Here is a 19,855-nt window from a genome sequence, read left to right as displayed (position 1 = left end):
CGGCCCCGCCGGGTAATTCAGCGAACAGGTGTGCACTGGAACACCGCCGAGATGACCGAGATGAAGGTGACAACCGGAGGTTCGCCGTGCCCAGCACGATCTACCAGGCAATGAGTGGGCTCGCCCAACGCGGCCCCGAGGGCGGGGGCGCTGAACTAGAGCAGGTCGTGATCCTGACCGGTTCGGCCGGCGTGGTCGCACTGGTCCTGCTGTGGGTGGGATATCTGCATCGCACCCGGCGCATCAGCTGGCTCGGGGCGCTGGCCGACCGGCTCGGCCGCCGCTTCAACCGTCCGGGCTGGGTCGCCCTGCCGATCGCGCTGTTCCTGGCCACGATCCTGACCGCCCTGCTCGGCTTCATCTGGGACGTGAGCCTGCACATCGGCAAGGGCCGGGATCCGGGCCCGCTCGCCAATCCGGCGCACTACTTCATCCTCGCCGGGCTGTTCTTCCTGTTCACCGCGGGCCTGACGGCGATGGTCCTGCCGCTGGACGAGAAACCGGGCCCGGCGGCGGTGCGCATCACCCGCACCTGGTACGCGCCGGTCGGCGGGATTCTGCTCGCGGGCGCCGGGTTCTACGCGCTCATCGGATTCCCGCTCGACGACGTCTGGCATCGGCTGTTCGGACAGGACGTCACCCTGTGGGGCCCCACCCACCTGATGCTCATCGGCGGCGCGGGGCTGTCCCTGGTCGGCGTGCTGCTGCTGGAGTTCGAAGGCCGCAACAGCAGGCCCGAACCCGAGAGCTCCGACGGGCGACTGATGTGGATGCTGCGCGCCTTCGCCTACGGCGGGCTGCTGATCGGATTGTCGGTCTTCCCCGTCGAATACGACTTCGGGGTGCAGCAGTTCCGGCTCGTCCTGCAGCCGATGCTGCTGGTCATCGCGGCGTCGATCGCTCTGGTCGCGGCCCGAATCGCCTTGGGCCCGTTCAGCACCCTCGTGGTGGTCGCCTTCGCGGCCTTCGTCCGTCTCGTGGTGGCCTTCCTCGTCGGCGGCCCCGTCATCGACGCGCCGCGCACTGTCTTCCCGCTGTATCTGGGCGCCGCCGTGATCGTGGAGCTGCTGGCGCTGCTCCCGCTGCTGCGGCGGCGGATCGTCTGGGGTGCGGTGGCGGGATTCGCGATCGCCACCGTCGGCATGTGGCTCGAATCGCTGTGGGTGAGCGCGATGTTCGTCAACCCGTGGCCGTCGTCGATGTGGCCGGAGATGCTGGCCATGGCGGTGCCGACGGGTGTCGCGGGCGGCATGGTGGGCGCCCTGCTGGGCCTGGTGATGCGCGCAGAACCATTGCCGCGCCCGGCAATACGCCGCGGCCTCGTCGTGGCCGCCGTCGTGGTGGCCGCCGCCGCGACGACCAACGGCCTGATCATCCGGACGCCCGAGCAGGCAAGCGCGACAGTGACTCTGGCCGACTCCCCGACCACGAACGGGGACCGGATGGTGACCGCCGACGTGCGCGTCGAGCCCGCCGACCTGATCGGCGGCGACCCCGAGTGGGTGCAGATCCTGGCGTGGCAGGGCGGCGTAGGCACCGACAGCCCGGGTCGCGGCCTGGTCGTCGACCGGCTCGACCGCGTCGGCGACGATCACTTCGTCTCCACGAAACCCGTACCGGCATACGGCACCTGGAAGACGGTGCTGCGCGTGCACGACGGCCGCATGCTGACCGCGCTGCCGATCTATATGCCCCATGACCGCGGCATCGGCGCCGCGGACGTGCCCGCCCCGAATTCGTTCACCCGGCCGTTCGTCGCCGAGATCACCGTCCTGCAGCGCGAACGCTCCTTCGACCACCCCGCCTGGCTGTTCGGCGCGGCCTCGCTGGTCGTGCTGGCCTGCAGCCTGGCGCTGATCGGTGCGCTGGCGTGGGGCGCGGGCCGGATCAACGACCGTTATCTGAAGGCCGGGGCCGTCGCTCCCGACCCCGTGGTGACCCAGTGATCGCGGCCGAACGCGTGACGGTGCTGGCCGACCACTCGCTGCTGCTGGCCGTGCCCGCCTTCGCACCGGCCGTCGCGGTGGTCGGCATCGTACTGTTCATCGCCATGCGGGATCGCCGCGCCGAGCGCTCCGACAGACAGGAGCAACCCACCGCGAAGGAGGAACGATGAGAAGTTGGTGTGCGCTGCTGCTGATCGTCGGCACCGCGGTTCTCGGCTGTGGAGCCGAAGAGCCCACGCGCACAGGCGAATCCGCGGGCACCGCATCCGCAACGGCGGAGACGGTGACCATCCGGGTGCGGATCGCCGACGGTTCGGTAACACCGGCCAATGCGCAGGACGAGGCGAAGGTGGGGCAGCCCGTTGTGCTGCTGGTGAGTAGCGACAGCGAGGATGAGTTGCACGTCCACGCCACTCCTGAGCACACATTCGCGGTCTCGGCCGCACCGGATCAGCGCTTCGAGTTCACCGTGCAGGTCCCCGGCCGGGTCGAGATCGAACTCCATCGCACGCACCGCACCGTCACGACCCTGCTCGTGCGCCCGTGAGCGAGCTTGCGAGCGAACCATTGACCGAGGCTGTCCTCGCACACGGTCTCGGCGGTGCCGCGGATCTGCCGATCCCGCTGTCCTACGCCCTGATCGGCGCCTCGTGGGCGCTCACCTTCTCGGTCGTCCTCCTGTTCTTCGCTTGGCGTACACCGCGTCTGGATCCGGATGCGCCCGGCCGCCCACTGCCGGACCGGATCCGACGCCTGATCGACGCGCGCGCAACGCGGGCGGTACTGGCCTCGGCGAGCCTGGCCCTGACTGTTGCCGTACTGCTGACCGCGTGGTTCGGCCCCACCGATTCGGCGCGAAATCCGGTGCCGGGCATCGTGTACATCTTCGTGTGGGTCGGGGCGATGGTCGCATCCCTGGTGTTCGGACCGGTGTGGAAGCTGCTGTCTCCCCCGCGGGCGCTGCACGGTGTCCTCTGCCGACTGCTGCGGCGGCCGGTGGACCGGGCGCCACTGCGCTATCCGGATTCGTGGGGACTGCGGCCCGCGGTGCTGGGCCTGTTTTCGTTCGTCTGGCTGGAACTCGCCTCGCCGGAGCCGGGTTCGGTTGCTGCCGTAGCGGTTTGGGTGGTGGCCTACCTGGCCGTCACGACCTGCGGGCTGTTCCTGTTCGGCCCGATCTGGGCCGAACGCGCCGACCCCTTGGAGGTGTACAGCAGCCTGCTGGCGCGGCTCGGCCCGCTCGCCCGCGACCGGCGTGGTGGATTCACCCTGCGCACACCGCTGACCAATCTTTCGAGCACGCCCGCGGTGGCCGGATCGGCGGCTGTCGCCTGCACCCTGCTCGGATCGACCGCCTTCGACAGCTTCTCGACCTTTCCCGCATGGCGGAACGCGGTCGACCAGTTCGGCGGTGGCTCCGCTCCGCTCGCGACGGTTGTCCGCACCGCGGGGCTGCTCGCGTTCATCGCGGCCGTCTTCATCATCTTTCGCACCGCGGCCCGCGCGGTAGGCGGACTCCAGCCCAGCGAACGAGCCCTGCTGCCGCAACGGCTGGCCCACAGCCTCACCCCGATCGTCGCGGGCTATGTGATCGCGCACTATCTGACGTTCCTGGTCGAGAAGGGGCAGGCGACGCTGAAACTGTGCGGGCTGACCGACCTGCAGGTGCACTACGTGCTGTCGACCCACCCGGCGCTGCTCGGCGGCATCAAGGTGCTCGCGGTCCTCACCGGGCACATCCTCGGGGTGACCGCGGCCCACGATCGCAGCCTGCGGTTGTTCCCGCCCGCCCACCGCCTCACCGGACAGCTGACGCTCGTGCTGGCGATGGTCGGATTCACTTTCACCGGACTGTATCTGCTCTTCGAGTCCTAGCCGCGACAGCAGGTGGCGCCCGGATCCCGTCGAGCCCGGTATCGCGCCAATTCACCCCTTCCGGACAATTTGGCTCGGCCAATTATCGGCGCCGGTGATTACGCTCACATCGGTTTGACCGGGTTACTTCCACATGTAAACATTACTGCGAGTTTGCCAGCCACAATAGTCGGCAGTTGAGTAATCATCGGCGAGGACAGCTGGATGACAGAAATGCAATCCCCGGTTGCCGGAATTTCGTATCGGCCCGATTCCTCGCGGCACCGTGTACTGAACAGAATCGACACTCTCGCGCAGTCGGTCCGGAAACAAATGATCGACGACTGGCCCGCCGGCAACACTTTGCACGACGTATGCAGCTATTCCCTCAACGCACCGGGAAAACTCTTTCGCCCCATTCTGCTGATCGAGAGCGCCGGCGCCGTGGGTTCGGATGTCCACGCGGTCCTCCCCGCGGCCGCCGGAACCGAGGGCGCCCACGTCGCCAGCCTGGTCCACGACGACATCATCGACGGCGACGACGTCCGGCGCGGGCGGCCTTCGACCCCTAACGTTTTCGGCCGCGACCGCGCGATCGTCGGCGGCGACGCACTCATCTTCTACCTGTTCGGCTCGCTGGCCCGCTGCGCGGGCACGGTGCCGTCCGACCGCATTGTCTCCGCCCTGGCCGTGGCGGCGGACGCGGGCGTCCAACTGTGCCGCGGGCAGATGATGGAGGAGGAGATAGCGCAGAGCTACGACACGCGCGTCGACTCCTATTTGGCGATGATCGACGGTAAGACCGCGGCATTGTTCCGGGGTTCCTGTTCCATCGGCGCGCTGCTGGGCGGAGGCACCACCGAGGAGGTCGAATTACTCGGACAGTACGGGACTCTGCTCGGTCTCGCATTTCAGATACACGATGATCTACTGCCGTTCATATCCAGTTCACAAACGACCGGAAAATCGCAGTTCAGCGATGTGGCGAACCGTCGCCTGACGCTTCCCGTGCTGTTCGGCCGAATTGTGGACAACGGCGCACTGGCGACGACGATCGATGATCTGCTGCGCGCCGACGGTCCCGTGGAGCAGCGCTTCCATCGGCTACGCGGGCTGCTGGCGGAATCCGGCGCCCTGGACCGCGCCGCGGAAACCGCGCGGGGGTACGCCGACCAGGCGCTGGCGGCGGTCGCCGCGCTGGAACCGACTCCGTCCCGGGAGTCGCTGGAGTTCTTCGCGCGGTCGGCGATCACGCGGGAGAACTGATGGGTTGGTTCGCCCATCTGGAGACCTCGCGGCCCTACACGGCGTGCTATGTCGGCATCGTCGGTCTCGCCGGTGCCGCACTGGCCGACGCCGCGGCCGATCCGAAGCGGCTCGCCTGCGCCTGGGCGATCCCGACCCTGGGCTGGCTGGCCGGTCTGTACGGGGGCGACTACTTCGATCGGCATCTGGACGCGCAGGCCAAACCGCACCGGCCGATCCCGTCGGGGCGGATGTCGCCGCGCACCGCGCTGGCGTGCTTTCTCGGCTTCGCTGCGCTCGGCGCGGCGCTGTCGATACTGGTCAACTGGCGCACGGTGCTGCTGGTCGCGGCGGCGATGGCATGCGGCGTGGCCTACAGCACGGTCTTCAAGGCACGAGGGCTGGCAGGCAATCTGATCCGCGGTAGCATCACCGGCTTCGCCTTCCTGTACGGCACGATGATGACGGCCGACTGGCCACCGCTGCGGGTCGCGCCGCTCGCCCTGATCTTCGTGGCCCACGATGCGGCGTCGAATCTCGTCGGGGCGCTGCGCGATATCGCGGGCGATCGGGCCGCGGGCTATCTGACCTATCCCGTGCAGGTCGGCGCCCTCGCGGCCCAGCGCACGGCGGTGGCGCTGCTCGTCATCGCCTACGGTCTCGCACTCGCCGCACCGGCGGTCACCGGGCATCCGGTCACGATCGCCTACACCGCCCTGCTCGTGATCGCCTGCGCCGCCGCGTTCTCGGCGGTGGCCCCGCTGTTCGGCCGTCCGGAGGACACGCTGCGTCCGGCCGCCTACCGGGCCCACACGGTCCTCGTCTTCGCCCGAATCCTGGTGGCGGGCGCGCTGTTCGTGTGGGCGCTGCCCCGGCCGGTGAGCTGGATCGTCGTCGCGGCGGCGCTGGCCGCGACCTGGACGAGTCAGCGGCTGCTGCGGGCGCGCCACGAATTCGATTCCCCGCGAACCCCGATCACGGCGGCCGAGGTGCTGGACTACGTCGACACCCAACTGGCACGACTGCCCGAGATGTCCGGCCTGGCCGGATGGAGCCGGGTGATCGATATCGTCCTGTCCGATCCCGACCTGCACATCAGGCTCGTCGCCGACGGCGGACGCCTGCGCCGATCGGATCCCGGGGACCGAGCTCCCGCCCTCACCACGCTGACGATCACCACGACCGGTGACGTATTCCGCGACATCTTCCTGCTCGGCACCAGCAATCCGCGTCGCGCCTATCTCACCCGGCGGCTCGGTCTCGCGGCCTCGCCCTCGGACATGGTGCGAATCAACCAGTTGTTCAACAACTTTCGCCGCGCCAACGACTCTCCGGCGCCCCGGCCGTCCGCGCGCGCGGTGCCGAACGAGTCCGCTGCGCCCCCGCAGTTGCCCCACACGGTGGTCGTCAGCGACACCACCCTCCGCGACGGCGAACAGATGCCCGGTGTCGTCTTCACGCCCGCCGAAAAGCTCACCATCGCCGATCACCTGATCCGCCTGGGCATTCCGCTGATCGAGGCCGGTTACCCGGCGGTCTCGGAACAGGAGGCCGAGGCGGTGCGCGCGGTGGTCGCCCACGTCGAGGCCACGGCGAGCGACCGCGCACTGGTGCAGGCCATTGCGCGACCGCTCGACCGAGACGTCGATGCGGCCTTGGCCAGCGGGGCACACAGCATCGCGATCTTCATCGGCACCTCGCCGATTCACCTGGCCGCCAAGCTCGGCTTGACGCTGGACCAGGTGTGCACCCGCGTCGACCACGCGGTCCGCCGCGCCAAACGTGCCGGGCGCCAAGTGGTCTTCGCGGCCGAGGACGCCACCCGCACCGAACCGGACCAGCTGCTGCGCGTCTTCGACGCCGCCGCGCAGGCCGGGGTCGACACCCTCGGAATCGCCGACACCGTCGGCATCGCGAATCCGCACTCGATGGCGGCGCTGGTGTCGGCCGTGGCGGCCGACTGTGCCCTGCCGATCGCGGTGCACTGCCACAACGATCTGGGCCTGGCCACCGCCAATTCCCTCGCCGGGGTCGCCGCGGGCGCCTCCGGCGTGCAGTGTTCGGTGCTCGGCATCGGCGAACGCGCCGGTAATGCGCCGCTCGAACAGGTGGCGCTGGCCCTGTTCGCCTCCTTGGGCGTCGATCCGGGCCTGGACCTGACGGGCCTGCTGCCGCTCGCGGACTACGTCTCCGGTCTGGTCAACGCCGCCACTGCCCCGTATCAACCGGTGGTCGGGGGTAACGCCTTCACCCACGAAAGCGGCCTGCACCTGGACGGTCTCACACAGGACCCGCGGACCTACGAGCCGTACGACCCGGCCGTCGTCGGCCGCACGCGCCGCATCGTGCTCGGTAAGCATTCCGGAACGTCGGCGGTTCGAGCGGTCGCCGAGGCGCTCGGCATCGAACTCGACGACCCCGCCGCGCGCGCAATACTCGCCGAGATCAAGCAGGCCAGCCAGACCAAACGCCTCCAACCGCCGCCGACGGCGGAGGAATGGGTGACCCGGCTGGCCGCAAAACCAGCGAAGGTGGGCCGATGACGTCCGTGGACACCGCTCTGACCGAGGTCGCCGACGCACTGCTGCGGTTACAACGGCCCGACGGCAGCTGGGAGGGTCGCCTGTCGCCGAGCGCCCCGGCCACCGCCGACGTGCTCATCGCCATGCACCTGGCCGACCGGCAGGGATGTGCCGACCTCATCGAGCGCGGCCTGAATTTCCTGCTCGACACCCAGAATCCGGACGGCGGCTGGGGCGATGACATCGGCACCGAGTCGACGCTCAACGGGACGGCCCTGAGCGTGGCGGCATTGGCCTTGATCGCCCCGGACCGCGCGGCCGATCGGATCCGCCGTGGATGGCGAGCGGTGGAAGCATTCGGCGGGGCGGAGGCGGTCCGGGATGTCGAACGCTGCTCGCTGACCGTGCTCGTCCACCGCTACCTGGCCCTGGCCGGAGTGATGAGCGAGGAGAACCTGCTTCGCGTGCCGATCGAGCTGTCGCTGCTGCCCGCCCCGCTGCGCCGCAAACTGACCTTCGCGATGCCGACCGCCATGGCGTGGGGTCTGATGTGCGCCGAACTGATGGCGGGCGGGCCGATCCGCCGCGCCGTCAACCGTGCCGCCACACCGGGCGCCCTCACCTACCTCGACGGTCTGGTCGGATTCGGCCGCGGCGCAGTCGGATTCGTGGAGTCGCCGATGATGACCGCCAACGTCGTCATCGGCCTGACTCTCGCGCGGCAGCGGCCGGACATGGTGGCGAAGGGGCTGACCTATTTCCGCGAGACGATCAAACCGGAGGGCGCCTGGTCGGTCACCCGCGATCTGGAGGTGGACGCCACCAATTTCATCAGCGTGGGTCTGCAGCACGCCGGATTGGGTGGCGACCCCCGCGTGCGGGCCGCGACCGAGTGGATCGCCCGCGCCCAGCGCCCGGAGGAGTTCATCTGGACCGGCGCGCCCGCACACGGCTGGGCGTGGGCGCTGCCGTCCGGCTGGCCCAACACCGGCAATACCGGTGACGCGCTGATCGCTCTGGCCGGGGATGGCCGCGGCGTGTCGGATCCGCGGGTCCGCAAGGGTGCGGAATGGCTGCTGCGGCAACAGAACTCGGACGGATCCTGGAGCTGTTTCACCCGCGTCGGGCGGCTGGCGACAATGGATCCGTCGTTCGCGATGGTCGGCAAGGCCCGTTCGCCGAAGGTCCTGTACGGTGCCTGCGCGGTGATGACGGCCGAAGCCGTCTCGGCGCTGGCCGTGACCGGGATGTGCCGCCCGAGCGACGCCCCGCTGCAACGGGTGTACCGCTGGTTCGAGCGGGTGCAGCACCCCGACGGCGCCTTCGACAACCGGTGGTACCTGGGCAGGGTCACCGGAACCGGCTCGGTGCTGCGCGCCCTCGGCGACGCCGGCATGTCCGATACACCGGTGGCGCGCCGGGCACTGGGTTGGTTGCGGCGCAACCAGAACGACGACGGCGGCTGGGGAGACGCGCTGTCTCCGCGCGGCACGTCCACGACGGAGGAGACCGCGATGGCGGTGCTCGGCCTGTGCGCCGTCGGTGTGAATGCCGACGATCCGGTCCTCCGTGCCGGGGCGCACTGGCTGATCGACAACCGCCGCCGCGACTCCCTGTGGGAACCGAGCCTGGTCGGCGTCTACTTCCTCGAACTGCTCTACCGCCACGACCACACCGCCAATGGCTACGCCCTGCAGGCACTTGCCCGCTACCGCGCCCTGATTCGGGAATCCGAGGACGGCATGGCGGCGGCATATCGGAGAGGGCCATCGACACGATGATCATCACCACCGAGGACGCCGGGCTGTACATCGCCGGGGTCGGCGCGTACCTCCCGCCCCGGCAGACCGCGGCGGAGGCGATTGCCGCGGGACACTACGATCCGGTCGGCGCCGAGGCCGACGATATCGCCTCGATCTGCGTTGAGCCGCAGCTGTTTCCGGCCGAAATGGCCGCCGCTGCCGGTCGTGACGCACTGGCGATGGCCGCGGACACCGCGGGGGAGGTCCGCGCGCTGATCCACTCCTACGTCGACTATCAGGGAGCCCACTTCTGGCAGGCCGCACCGCATGTCGCCCTGCACACCGTCGGTGCGGAGGTGCCGTCCTTCGATGTGGTGCAGGAATGCAACGGCGGATTGGGCTCGATGGAACTGGCCCGGCGATTCATCACCGGACCGGGCGATGCCGTGCTCCTCACCACGGGTGACCGCTTCGACAACCCGTGGATCCGCCGCTGGCACGGTGACCAATCGATGTTCGCCGACGGAGGCAGCGCGCTCCTACTCAGCGGCACAACGGGTTTCGCCCGGATCACGGCCATGGTGACCATGGCGGACAACTCGCTGGAGGCCGAACCGCGCGGCGGCGCCTTCGGTCCCGTCAGCGATACCGCGGTCGATTTCGACCGGATGCGCGAACGCTTCCACACCACCGCGGTCCCGATGCTGGACCACTACCAGCGGTTGCAGCAGGTGTTGCGCGACTGCGTGAGCAGAACATTCGAAGCCGCCGAGACGACCGCCGACAAACTGGCCTACGTCGTGCCGACCGTGACCACGAAGTGGCGCACGCAGATTCAGCTCGAACGCTTCGTCGGGGTGCCTCTGGAACGGTCCACCTGGGAGTTCGGCCGGACGGTCGGCCACATCGGCTCCGGTGACCAGTTCCTCGGCCTGCACCATCTGGTGACCACCGGCAAGGTACGCCGCGGCGACCGGGTGCTGCTCATCGGCGGCGGCACCGGATACACGATCACCGCCGCGGTGGTCGAGATCGTGGCGGACCTGTGACATGTCCGCACCGTGGGACGACGACTTCGAACGCCTGCTCCGCACGGAACTGGACGGGGCGGACGAGCACATCGCCCTCGACCCGGATCGGCCGCTGACCCACTACGGCCTGACCTCGCTGGGGCAACTGGAACTCGGCCTCGCCCTGTCCGCGCGATACGGAGTCCCGTTGTCGGCGTTCACCGAACGGGCGTTCCGGACGGCCCGCTCGCTCTGGCTGTTCGCCTCCGGTCATACCCCGCAGCCCTGCGACGACAGTCCATCCCACACCGGCGGCGGCCCTCACCTCGAGTCCGACGCGGCACGAGTCGGCGGATCGACGCTGGCACAGCGGTTCGCCGACACGGCACGGCGATTCCCGAACGAGCCCTGCCTCGTCGACGGCGACACCACACTCACCTACGCGCAGATGGCCCATCAGGCATCGCAATTGGCGCGCCGGATCCCCACGGGCGAGATCGTGGCCGTGCTGGGCGAGCGCGAAACGAACTGCTACCGAGCCTATTTGGCCGTCCTGCATGCGGGCTCGACGGTGCTCCCGCTGTCGCCGGACGTACCCGCCGACCGCAATGCCGCCATCGTCTCCCAGGCCGGTGTGCGCTATATCGTGCGCACCGATCCTGGTGATGATCCGTCGGCGGCGGCCCATCTGGAGGCGATCACGGCGGCGGCAGCCGATTCGGTGGTGATCGACGGCCACGAACTACCCACGGGCGAGCCAACGTCCGGGCAACCCGCCCGAGTGCCGACGACGGCCCTCGCCTACCTGATCTTCACCTCGGGCTCCACCGGACGCCCGAAAGGTGTCGCGATCACGCACGCCAATGTCGACGCCTTCTTGACCAGCGTGCTGCCGAACTACCGGGTGGGCCCCGGTGATGTGTTCTCCCAGAGCCACGGGCTGACGTTCGATCTGTCGGTCTTCGAACTGTGGGGTGCGTGGGCCACCGGCGCGGCGCTGGTGTCCGTGCCGCGCATGCAGGCTCTCACGGCCGCGCACACCCTTGCGCGGCACCGTGTCTCGGTGTGGACGTGCACACCCAGCCTGATCGAGAACGCCGCACGCGCCGGTCATCTCCCGCCCGGATCGCTGCCCGCGGTGCGCTACATCGTCAGCTGCGGCGAACCGCTGTCCCCGCAGGCCGCGTCGCTGGCGCGTGCCGCCGCACCGGATGCCGTGCTCGACAACACGTACGGACCGGCGGAGGCGACGGTCTGGGTGACGGGTCTCCGGATCCCCGCGCGCGAACCGCTGCCCGCCGGACCCACGATCCCGATCGGCTCACCCCACCCCACCGTCGACACCCACATCACCGACGACGGCGAGCTTCTGCTGTCAGGGCCGCAGGTCTTCGGCGGCTATCTGGATCCGAGCCTGAACGACGGCCGGTTCGCCGAATTCGACGGGCGCCGGTGGTACCGCACGGGCGACCTCGTCACCGCGACCGAGACCGGCCTGCTGTCGCATCGCGGCCGGGCCGACGCGCAGGTCAAGATCCGCGGGTACCGCGTCGAACTGGGCGAGATCGAGCACACCGCGGCGCAACTGCTCGGCGGGACGCGCGCGGCGGCCGTGCGGATATCGCATTCCCCCTCGTCCGCCCGGCTCGTGCTGCTCGTCGAGACACCGGATGTCGACGAGGCCGCGCTGCGGTCCGGGCTGGCGAGAACGCTGCCCGCCTATATGGTTCCGGACCGGGTGCTCGCCGTCGGGCGGTTCCGGCTCACGGCGCACTGCAAACTCGATCGCGCATACCTGGCCGACCTGGCAGCCCGGCATTGCGATCCGGAAAGCCCAACTGCTGCAGCCGATCGAGCACGGTGAACCGCTGATATCCCAGGCCCGCGATATTGTGCATGATCTTGTAACTGAGCCGCTGATTGCGTCCGTGACAGCCCAGGATGTAGCGGGTCTTGAGATAACCGAGGGCGGTCGTCGTGCTGGTGAACAGGTCCGCGAATCGGTGGCTGAACTCGCAGATAGTGACGGTTTCCGGATGCCGTGTAGCGGTATAGGCGGCCAGCGCGGCGTCGACCGCACCGCGGTCGTCGACATCGACTTCCGCCAGCGCGGCGCTCAAGACCTTGGCGTCGGCGATCGCGGCGTTCATGCCCTGACCGGCCATCGGATGGAGCACGTGCGCGGCATCGCCGATCAATGCCACACCCGCGCGGTCGAATCGATCGGCGACGAACCGTCGCGCCGACAACACGCGTGCGTCGGGAACCGCACGACCCACCGAATCCTGCAACTGCCGCAACGCCGGTGTGGTCGATACCGTGCGCAGCGTCCACTCGCCGATTTCGGCCTTGCCGACCCGGTTCGCGAATCCCTTCGGAATCTGCAGGTACAACCGGCCACCGCGGTGCGGCATCGGGTACATCACCCGCATGCCCTCGGGCGTGATCACGGTATTGGCCCATGTGTGCAGGCTCGGCTCGTCGGTCAGCTCGAGACCCACCACCTGATGCCCGTACTCCTGCTGCGCCACGGTGATACCGACTTGTGTGCGCAATCGCGACGACCGCCCGTCCGCGGCCACGACGAGTGGGGCGCGCACCGAGTCCACCGCACCGCCGGACTTCACCCGTACGCCCAACGCCCGCCCGTCCGCATCCCGCATCAGGTCCTCGACGATCGTTCGCCGTAGAAATGTGACGCCATTCGGCAAAGAGCGGGTTAATACATCGCAAATATCTTTGTACGAACTGGTCAAACAATGGTCGTACGGACCGTCGAACCAGCGCAGATTCATCGAGCACAACTCGGTACCGTCGGCGGTCGAACTGATCAGCCGATCGACCACCCGGGCGCCGTGGTCGCGCAACGACTCGAGAACGTCCATTTCGTCCAGCGTCGCCATGGACGCCGGATGCAGCAGTTCGCCTTTGAATGTCTCGGCGGCCCCGTCCTGCTTATCGATCAGCAGCACCGAACGCCCCTGTCGAGCGAATCGAATGGCTGCCGTCAAACCGCCGACGCCAGCGCCACACACGATGACATCGAAATCACGCGCCGCCATACCGGAATGGTATGCGCCTCGCATAGTTTCGAACACGGTCGCGCGGGCGAGACATTCAGCACAGTCATCGACCTCTCACGCCCCCGATTCGAACAATTCCCCCAATTCCTCCAGAAGCGACATCGTGTGCTCGACCTCCGATTCGGAAAGCTTGGGCAACGCCTCCGCCAGCGCCGCGCGAATATCGCGCCGGCCGTGATCCTGATACGCCCGCCGCCGCAATTCCGCATCCAGGCGCACCCGGGTGCGCCGACGGTCCTCGGGATCGCGTTCGAGCGCGAATACCCCTTCGCGCGTGAACTGCTGCACGATCTGCGAGATCCGGCTCTGCGCCACACCGGTCCCGCGACTGATATCGCCGACCGAGGCGCCCGGGTGCCGGGCCACATGCTCGACGACCGCCAACTCGGTGACCGAAATGGGCAGATCCCCACCGCCCTGACTGGCCCGCAGCGCTATTTCCCGCAGGTCACGGGCCAGTCGGTTGAGCCGTACCACGTCCACGCCGGGAGCGTACCGCAGTGGGGAATTCAATCTTGACAGATGTATCTCTACAGATATATTCGATTCGTCCCCGGGAAGGAGATCCGATGACCTGGACCGAATGGCTCATCTCGCTCGCCTTGATCCTGCTGGTCCTGCGCCAGATCAGGGGCAAGAAGCTCACCGTCACGGGGCTGCTGTGGCCGGTCGGGCTCGTGGTGTGGGCCGGATTCGAATACCTCGGCGATTTCCCGTCCTATCGATCGGACTGGCTGTTCGCGATCGCGCTCGCCGTCCTCGGCACCGCACTCGGCACGGCCTGCGGCCTCTACACCTCGGTGTACACCCGCGAGGGCGTCGTGATGGCCAAAGCCGGTGCGACGGCGGCGGCGCTGTGGATCATCGGCATGAGCGGGCGGCTGGCCTTCGGCTTGTTCGCCCTGCACGGCGGCGCGCAGACGATCGCCGAATGGAGCACCCGGCTGGATCTGCATTCCGAAAGTACCTGGCCGACCGCCCTCATCCTCATGGCGCTGTGCGAGGTGATCGCCCGAACGGCGGTGCTGTACATCAAATTCCGCACCGCCGGGGCTTCGGTTCAGCCAACTGGCGACACGCTCGCCGAGCCCGCTGCCAGCGGAAACTGACTGGGAACGAGAGCAGGATCACAGCAAATAGACTGTCGTCGCGAATCTGTGCCAGCATTGTTGCGACTTCCGCCGTACGCAAGTTGATTGTCGTACGGCGATCTGACGCGACGAAGGGAAAGTCTTGGCTTTTTCGGCGCTCGGTATCGGCTCGGCACACGCCAAGACAATTCTTCTCGGCGAGCACGCGGTCGTCTACGGCGCTCCCGCGGTGGTCTTTCCGCTGCACGACGTCTCGGTGCGGGCGACGGCGGTGCCGACCACCGGCGTCGGCGTCACCGTCGACGGCGGGAGCGAGGACGAACACGCCGCCCGCCTCGGCGTCGTCGTCACCGATCTGCTCGCCCAGCATCGAATAACGCAGCGCGGCATCGATATCCGCTTCGACTGCGGCATTCCCCCGGGCCGGGGGCTGGGTTCGAGCGCGGCCTGCGTGCGCGCCGCCCTCGCGGCGGTGGCCGATCTGTTCGATCTCGCGCTCGAGGAATCTCAGCTCTACGACCTCGTCCAGGCCGCCGAACGCGGGGCACACGGCACCGCGAGCGGCATCGACGCCGCGGCCACCGGCTCGGCGCATCCACTGCTGTTCGTCGGCGGCACGGCGACACCGTGTCCCTTCGCCCCGGGCGCCACGCTCGTCGTCGCCGACAGCGGCGTCACCGGCTCCACCCGCGACGCGGTGGCACACGTGCGTCGGCTGTTCACGGAGAATCCGGCCCGCGGCGAGGACTTCACGGCCCGCTGCACCGGGTGGGTGACCGAGGCGATGACCTACCTCCCCGAGGCACAGTGGCAGCGGCTGGGCTCTCTGCTGCTCGACAATCACGGCGCGCTGGCCGAATTGGGCCTGAGCACCGTCGAACTCGACCGCCTGGTGCAGGCGGCGGCCGACGCGGGAGCGGCGGGGGCCAAGCTCACCGGCGGCGGCCTGGGCGGCTGCATCGTCGCGCTGGTCCCGCCCGACCGCGACGTCGCCGCGGTCACCGGCGCCCTGCGGGCAGCGGGGGCCACCGCCGTGTGGACGGTGCCCACCGACACTCTCGGGCTGGACAGTCCCGCCTCGTTCACCGCACCGACGGGCGGTGGACGGCCGTGACCGTGGAAACAGCCGGCGAGGCGGTCACGGCCGTCGCGCACCCGAACATCGCCCTGGTGAAGTACTGGGGCAAGCGGGACGAGGACACGGCCCTGCCCGTCACCGACAGCGTCTCGATGACGCTCGACATCTACCCGACCACCACCACCGTCCGCATCGACGAGTCCGCCGGCCGGGACGTCGTCACCGTGGCGGGCGCACCGGCCACCGGCGACTTCGAGCGGCGCGTCGTGAAATTTCTCGAGCTGGTCCGCGCCACGGCGGGGCGATCGGAGAAGGCCGCGGTCGATACGATCAACACCGTGCCGACCGGAGCCGGACTGGCCTCCTCGGCCAGCGGGTTCGCCGCGCTGGCCACCGCCGCCGCACACGCCTACGGCCTGGACTACGACCGCACCGCGCTGTCGCGGCTGGCGCGGCGCGGGTCGGGATCGGCGAGCCGCTCGATCTTCGGCGGCTTCGTAGCCTGGTATGCCGGAACGGGATTCGGCGCCGAAGGCGACCGCACCTCCTTCGCCGAGCCGGTCGCGTCGGCCCTGGATCCCGCGATGGTCGTCGCGGTCGTCGACGCAGGCGCCAAATCGGTGTCGAGCCGTACCGCCATGCGCCACACCGTGGACACCTCGCCGCTGTATCGGGCGTGGGCGGAGTCGAGTGCCGGTGACTTCCGCGGCATGCTGGGCGCCCTGGCGGCCGGTAACCTCGACGAAGTGGGGGAGATCGCCGAACACAACGCGCTCGGCATGCACGCCACGATGCTCGCCGCCCGCCCCGCGGTCCGGTACCTGTCCCCCGCCACCCTCACGGTGCTCGACCGGGTCCGCCTGCTGCGCGAGGACGGTGTGCCCGCCTACGCCACCATCGACGCGGGCCCGAACGTGAAGGTGCTGTGCCATCGCCGCGATGCGCGGACCGTGGCGGCCGCGCTCACGGCGCTCGACTGCACCCGCTCGGTCGTCACCGCCCGGCCCGGCCCGCAGGCCCGGCTGGTGAGTTCGGAGGTGCCCGCATGATCGGCCGGGCGCCAGGGAAACTGTTCGTCGCCGGTGAGTACGCCGTCGTCGAGCCCGGCCACCCGGCGCTGCTGGTCGCGGTGGACCGCTACGTGACGGTCACCGCGACACCGGGCTCCGGACCGAGTGAGGTGCGCGTGAGGTCCGACCTCCGTTCCGGCACGGCGGAATTCGACTACGGCCCGAACGGCCTGACAGCACACGGGGACGATGCGGCGGCGGATTGGGCGCCGATCGTCTCGGCCGTCGACGTGGTGACCGAGCTGCTGAGCGAGGCCGGTCGGCGGCCGGGCCCGGTCGAACTCGCCGTCGACAGCACGCTGCACAACGCCGGAACCAAATTCGGCCTCGGCTCCAGCGGCGCGGTCACCGTGGCCACCATCGAGGCGCTCACCGCCCTGTACGAGCTCCCGGTCTCCCCCGAAATCCGGTACCGGCTGGCGATGCTGGCGACCGCGCGCCTGAATCCGCGCGCCTCGGGCGGCGACCTGGCAGCCAGCGTGTGGGGCGGATGGATCCGCTACAGCGCCCCCGATCGCGAACAGATCCGCGCCATGGCCGCACGCGACGGCCTCACCGCGGCCCTGCGGGCGGACTGGCCGGGCTTCTCGATCCGCCCACTGCCCCCGCCCGCCGATGCCGAACTCCTGGTCGGCTGGACCGGCGCACCGGCCAGCACGGCGGCGCGGGTCGGCCGCGCCGACGCCTCGGGATGGCGCGGCAGCAGCGCTCACCGCGAATTCCTGCGCGGCAGTTCGGCTCTCGTGGACGAGGCCGTGGCGGCGCTCGAGCGGGGCGCGGGCGACCGGCTCGCCGAGACCGTCCGCGCATGCCGCCGGTTGCTGGCCGATCTCGACCGAGCCACCGGAATCGGCATCTTCACCGACCGGTTGCGCACCCTGTGCGAGACCGCCGAAGCCTGCGGCGCGGCGGCCAAACCCTCCGGAGCGGGCGGCGGCGACTGCGGGATCGCGATCACCGATGCGGGCGGCGATTCCGCCGCGCGCGTGCGGGACGCCTGGACCGCCGCGGACATCACACCGCTCCCGCTGCGTGTGACGGAGCGCGAGGGGGCCCTCCGATGACCGGTAATCGCAAGGACGATCACGTCCGACTCGCCGTACGACAGCACACCCCGGGCGCGGGCAACGAATTCGACTATGTGAACTTCGTTCATCACGCGCTCGCCGGGATCGACCGCGCCGAAGTCGACCTGCACACGGTCGTCGCCGGAATGCGATGGCGCGCACCGTTGTACATCAACGCCATGACCGGCGGCAGCACCGGGACCGGCAGGATCAACCGCGATCTGGCGATCGCCGCCCGTGAGACCGGGCTCGCCGTCGCCACCGGATCGATGAGCGCCTATTTCCGCGATTCGTCGACCGCCGACACGTTCCGGGTGGTTCGCCGGGAGAATCCGCACGGTTTCGTCATGGCCAACGTCAGCGCGGGCACCACGGCCGACGATGCTTGCCGGGCAATCGAACTGGTCGAGGCCGACGCGTTGCAGATTCATCTGAACGCGGTGCAGGAAACGATCATGCCCGAGGGCGACCGGTCCTTCGGCGACTGGCCGAAACAGATCGAGCAGATCGTGGCGGCGGTCGGCGTGCCGGTGATCGTGAAGGAAGTCGGATTCGGCATGAGCCGCGAAACCGTCGCGCTCCTGACGGATCTGGGTGTGGCGGCCGTCGACGTGGGCGGCCGCGGCGGCACCAATTTCGCCCGCATCGAGAACGACCGCCGCGCGCTGCGCGATTTCGAGTATCTGACCGGCTGGGGACAGAGCGCACCGGCCAGCCTGCTGGATTGCCTTGGTGGCGCACAGATTCCGCTGCTGTCGTCCGGCGGTGTGCGCCACCCTCTCGACATCGTCCGCTCGCTCGCCCTGGGGGCCGCGGCGGTGGGTGCTTCCGGACCGTTCCTCAGCGTTCTCGTCGAGGGCGATGTCGCCGCGCTGATCACCCACATCTCGTCATGGCTGGATCAACTGGTCGGCATCATGACCGTGCTGGGTGCGCGCACACCGGCCGAGCTGGCCGAGACGGACCTGCTCATCACCGGTGCGCTGCGGGAGTTCTGCCAGGCACGCGGTATAGATATCGGCGGCTACGGCTGTCGGTCCCGCACCGGCGACCGGGTCCGGCAGAAGCTTGCGATCGAAGAGGATGTGAACCCATGACCGAAACCGTGACGGCGGCCATACCCTGCCGCTGGGTGGGCCCGATCCGGATCACCGGCGATGCCGGAGAGATCGAGACCGAGATCCCCCTGGCCACCTACGAATCGCCGCTGTGGCCCTCGGTCGGTCGCGGCGCGAAGATCACGCGCCTCGTCGAGCGGGGCATCGTGGCGACGGTGATCGATGAGCGGATGACCCGTTCCATCCTGCTGGAGGCGCCCGACGCCGCGGCCGCGCGATCGGCGGCCGAGCGACTGACCGCCGACCTCGACGGGCTGCAGCACGTGGTCGCGGGCGGCAGCAAATTCGCGAACCTGGTCGGACTGCGCTACGAGATCGTCGCGAATCTGCTGTACCTGCGCTTCGAATTCACCACCGGCGACGCCTCCGGGCACAATATGGCCACCCTGGCCGCGGACCTGCTGACCCAGCACATCCTGAACTTGCATCCGGAGCTGTCGTACGGATCGATTTCCGCGAACTACTGCACCGACAAGAAGGCGACCGCGGTGAACGGCATCCTCGGCCGCGGCAAGAATGTCGTGACGGAGTTACTGGTGCCCGAGCCCGTCGTGCGCGAGGTGCTGCACACCACCGCCGGCAAGATCGCCGAACTGAACATCAAGAAAAACCTCATCGGCACGCTGCTGGCGGGCGGAATACGTTCGGCCAACGCGCATTACGCCAATATGCTGCTGGCCTTCTATCTGGCCACCGGACAGGATGCCGCCAATATCGTCGAAGGCTCGCAGGGCATCACCTATGCCGAGGACCGCGACGGGGACCTGTATTTCTCCTGCACCCTGCCGAATCTGATCGTCGGAACCGTCGGCAACGGAAAGGGGATCGACTTCGTGTCCGACAACCTCACCCGGCTGGGCTGCCGTGCGGAGCGCAACCCGGGCGAGAATGCGCGCCGACTGGCGGTCCTCGCCGCCGCGGGAGTCCTGTGCGGTGAGTTGTCGCTCATGGCGGCGCAGACCAACCCGGGCGAGCTCATGCGCGCCCACGTGCAGCTCGAACGAGCGTCCACCCGATAGGAAAGCGAAG

17 protein-coding genes are annotated in these 19,855 nt (G+C 69.1%); 15 read left to right on the top strand and 2 right to left on the bottom strand.

From position 1 onward, the window contains the following. Positions 1-110 precede the first annotated feature (110 nt). The 9 genes from IU452_RS12995 (at position 111) to IU452_RS12955 (ending at position 12,183) form a co-directional block, all read left to right on the top strand. Positions 111-1,946: a hypothetical protein gene (locus IU452_RS12995; protein ID WP_195109616.1), complete on the top strand. Its 1,836-nt coding sequence runs from the start codon at positions 111-113 to the stop codon at positions 1,944-1,946. Further along, complete coding sequence (locus tag IU452_RS12990; protein ID WP_195109682.1) at positions 1,943-2,116, top strand: hypothetical protein; 174 nt, start codon at positions 1,943-1,945, stop codon at positions 2,114-2,116. Before IU452_RS12995 ends, IU452_RS12990 begins: the two co-directional genes overlap by 4 nt. Further along, the gene (locus IU452_RS12985) at positions 2,113-2,493 is read left to right on the top strand and encodes a hypothetical protein (RefSeq protein WP_195109256.1); all 381 of its coding nucleotides are present in this window, start codon (positions 2,113-2,115) and stop codon (positions 2,491-2,493) included. The genes IU452_RS12990 and IU452_RS12985 overlap by 4 nt, the downstream gene beginning before the upstream one ends. After that, positions 2,490-3,821 (top strand): hypothetical protein, encoded by a 1,332-nt coding sequence (locus IU452_RS12980; protein WP_324192583.1) that lies wholly within the window; start codon positions 2,490-2,492, stop codon positions 3,819-3,821. The genes IU452_RS12985 and IU452_RS12980 overlap by 4 nt, the downstream gene beginning before the upstream one ends. 312 nt (positions 3,822-4,133) lie before the next feature. Then, the gene (locus IU452_RS12975) at positions 4,134-5,066 is read left to right on the top strand and encodes a polyprenyl synthetase family protein (RefSeq protein ID WP_195109255.1); all 933 of its coding nucleotides are present in this window, start codon (positions 4,134-4,136) and stop codon (positions 5,064-5,066) included. Further along, positions 5,066-7,588, top strand: coding sequence for a UbiA family prenyltransferase (locus tag IU452_RS12970; protein ID WP_195109254.1), 2,523 nt, complete (start codon positions 5,066-5,068; stop codon positions 7,586-7,588). Before IU452_RS12975 ends, IU452_RS12970 begins: the two co-directional genes overlap by 1 nt. Next, positions 7,585-9,348, top strand: coding sequence for a prenyltransferase/squalene oxidase repeat-containing protein (locus IU452_RS12965; protein ID WP_195109253.1), 1,764 nt, complete (start codon positions 7,585-7,587; stop codon positions 9,346-9,348). Before IU452_RS12970 ends, IU452_RS12965 begins: the two co-directional genes overlap by 4 nt. Continuing rightward, complete coding sequence (locus IU452_RS12960) at positions 9,345-10,358, top strand: ketoacyl-ACP synthase III family protein (protein ID WP_195109252.1); 1,014 nt, start codon at positions 9,345-9,347, stop codon at positions 10,356-10,358. Before IU452_RS12965 ends, IU452_RS12960 begins: the two co-directional genes overlap by 4 nt. A gap of 1 nt (position 10,359) precedes the next feature. Then, positions 10,360-12,183, top strand: a complete 1,824-nt coding sequence (locus IU452_RS12955; RefSeq protein WP_195109251.1) for an AMP-binding protein — start codon at positions 10,360-10,362, stop codon at positions 12,181-12,183. On the opposite strand, the gene IU452_RS12950 is transcribed toward IU452_RS12955, so the two are convergent. After that, positions 12,083-13,381 carry an FAD-dependent oxidoreductase gene (locus IU452_RS12950; protein WP_195109250.1) on the bottom strand — a complete coding sequence of 433 codons (1,299 nt, stop codon included), beginning with the start codon at positions 13,379-13,381 and terminating at the stop codon, positions 12,083-12,085. The two genes, IU452_RS12955 and IU452_RS12950, sit on opposite strands and share 101 nt — an antisense overlap. A 75-nt stretch (positions 13,382-13,456) precedes the next feature. Further along, positions 13,457-13,885: a MarR family winged helix-turn-helix transcriptional regulator gene (locus IU452_RS12945; RefSeq protein WP_195109249.1), complete on the bottom strand. Its 429-nt coding sequence runs from the start codon at positions 13,883-13,885 to the stop codon at positions 13,457-13,459. A gap of 86 nt (positions 13,886-13,971) precedes the next feature. On the opposite strand from IU452_RS12945, the gene IU452_RS12940 reads away from it, so the two are divergent. The 6 genes from IU452_RS12940 to IU452_RS12915 all read left to right on the top strand — a co-directional run bounded on the left by IU452_RS12940 (position 13,972) and on the right by IU452_RS12915 (position 19,845). Further along, positions 13,972-14,511 (top strand): DUF1453 domain-containing protein, encoded by a 540-nt coding sequence (locus tag IU452_RS12940; protein WP_195109248.1) that lies wholly within the window; start codon positions 13,972-13,974, stop codon positions 14,509-14,511. 124 nt (positions 14,512-14,635) lie between these two features. Next, complete coding sequence (gene mvk, locus IU452_RS12935; RefSeq protein WP_195109247.1) at positions 14,636-15,607, top strand: mevalonate kinase; 972 nt, start codon at positions 14,636-14,638, stop codon at positions 15,605-15,607. Then, a complete protein-coding gene (mvaD, locus tag IU452_RS12930; RefSeq protein WP_195109246.1) occupies positions 15,604-16,620 on the top strand; it encodes a diphosphomevalonate decarboxylase in 1,017 nt (338 codons plus the stop codon). The genes mvk and mvaD overlap by 4 nt, the downstream gene beginning before the upstream one ends. After that, positions 16,617-17,705, top strand: a complete 1,089-nt coding sequence (locus tag IU452_RS12925) for a phosphomevalonate kinase (RefSeq protein ID WP_195109245.1) — start codon at positions 16,617-16,619, stop codon at positions 17,703-17,705. Before mvaD ends, IU452_RS12925 begins: the two co-directional genes overlap by 4 nt. Next, entirely contained in the window at positions 17,702-18,805 is a 1,104-nt protein-coding gene (gene fni, locus IU452_RS12920) for a type 2 isopentenyl-diphosphate Delta-isomerase (RefSeq protein WP_195109244.1), read from the top strand. The genes IU452_RS12925 and fni overlap by 4 nt, the downstream gene beginning before the upstream one ends. Beyond that, positions 18,802-19,845 carry a hydroxymethylglutaryl-CoA reductase gene (locus tag IU452_RS12915; RefSeq protein WP_195109243.1) on the top strand — a complete coding sequence of 348 codons (1,044 nt, stop codon included), beginning with the start codon at positions 18,802-18,804 and terminating at the stop codon, positions 19,843-19,845. The genes fni and IU452_RS12915 overlap by 4 nt, the downstream gene beginning before the upstream one ends. The last annotated feature ends 10 nt before the right edge of the window (positions 19,846-19,855 follow it).

This window comes from Nocardia transvalensis (assembly GCF_015477765.1).
GTDB lineage: Bacteria > Actinomycetota > Actinomycetes > Mycobacteriales > Mycobacteriaceae > Nocardia > Nocardia transvalensis_A.
The sequence above is the reverse complement of the archived record's forward strand: the minus strand, read 5'-3'. Positions and strand labels throughout refer to the sequence as shown.